The following is a 251-nucleotide window of genomic DNA, read 5'->3' on the forward strand; positions in this document are numbered from 1 at the left end:
GCGGTGAGCTGCGGGGTCACCGTCTCCGCCCAACGGCCGGCCACGACTCCGGTGACGGAGAAGTCGCGCGGCACATGGCGGCCGGCCACGGCCAGCCCCCGGTAGAGGCCGCCCAGCGCGGCCTCGTTCAGCGTGACCAGGGCCGTGGTGGCCGGGTCGTCGTGCAGGATCCGTTCCACACAGGCCTGGCCCGACGCGGCATCGTCCCCGCAGCAGTACGTGCGCACGGTCAGCCCGCGCTCGGCCGCGGC

At 75.7% G+C, this 251-nt stretch carries 1 protein-coding gene; it reads right to left on the reverse strand.

All coding sequences use genetic code 11. The features are described from left to right. Positions 1-251: substrate-binding domain-containing protein (locus tag ADL12_RS27955; RefSeq protein WP_159053319.1), on the reverse strand; the 251-nt coding region annotated here is incomplete at both ends.

Origin of the sequence: Streptomyces regalis (assembly GCF_001509475.1) — a bacterium.
Lineage (GTDB): Bacteria > Actinomycetota > Actinomycetes > Streptomycetales > Streptomycetaceae > Streptomyces > Streptomyces regalis.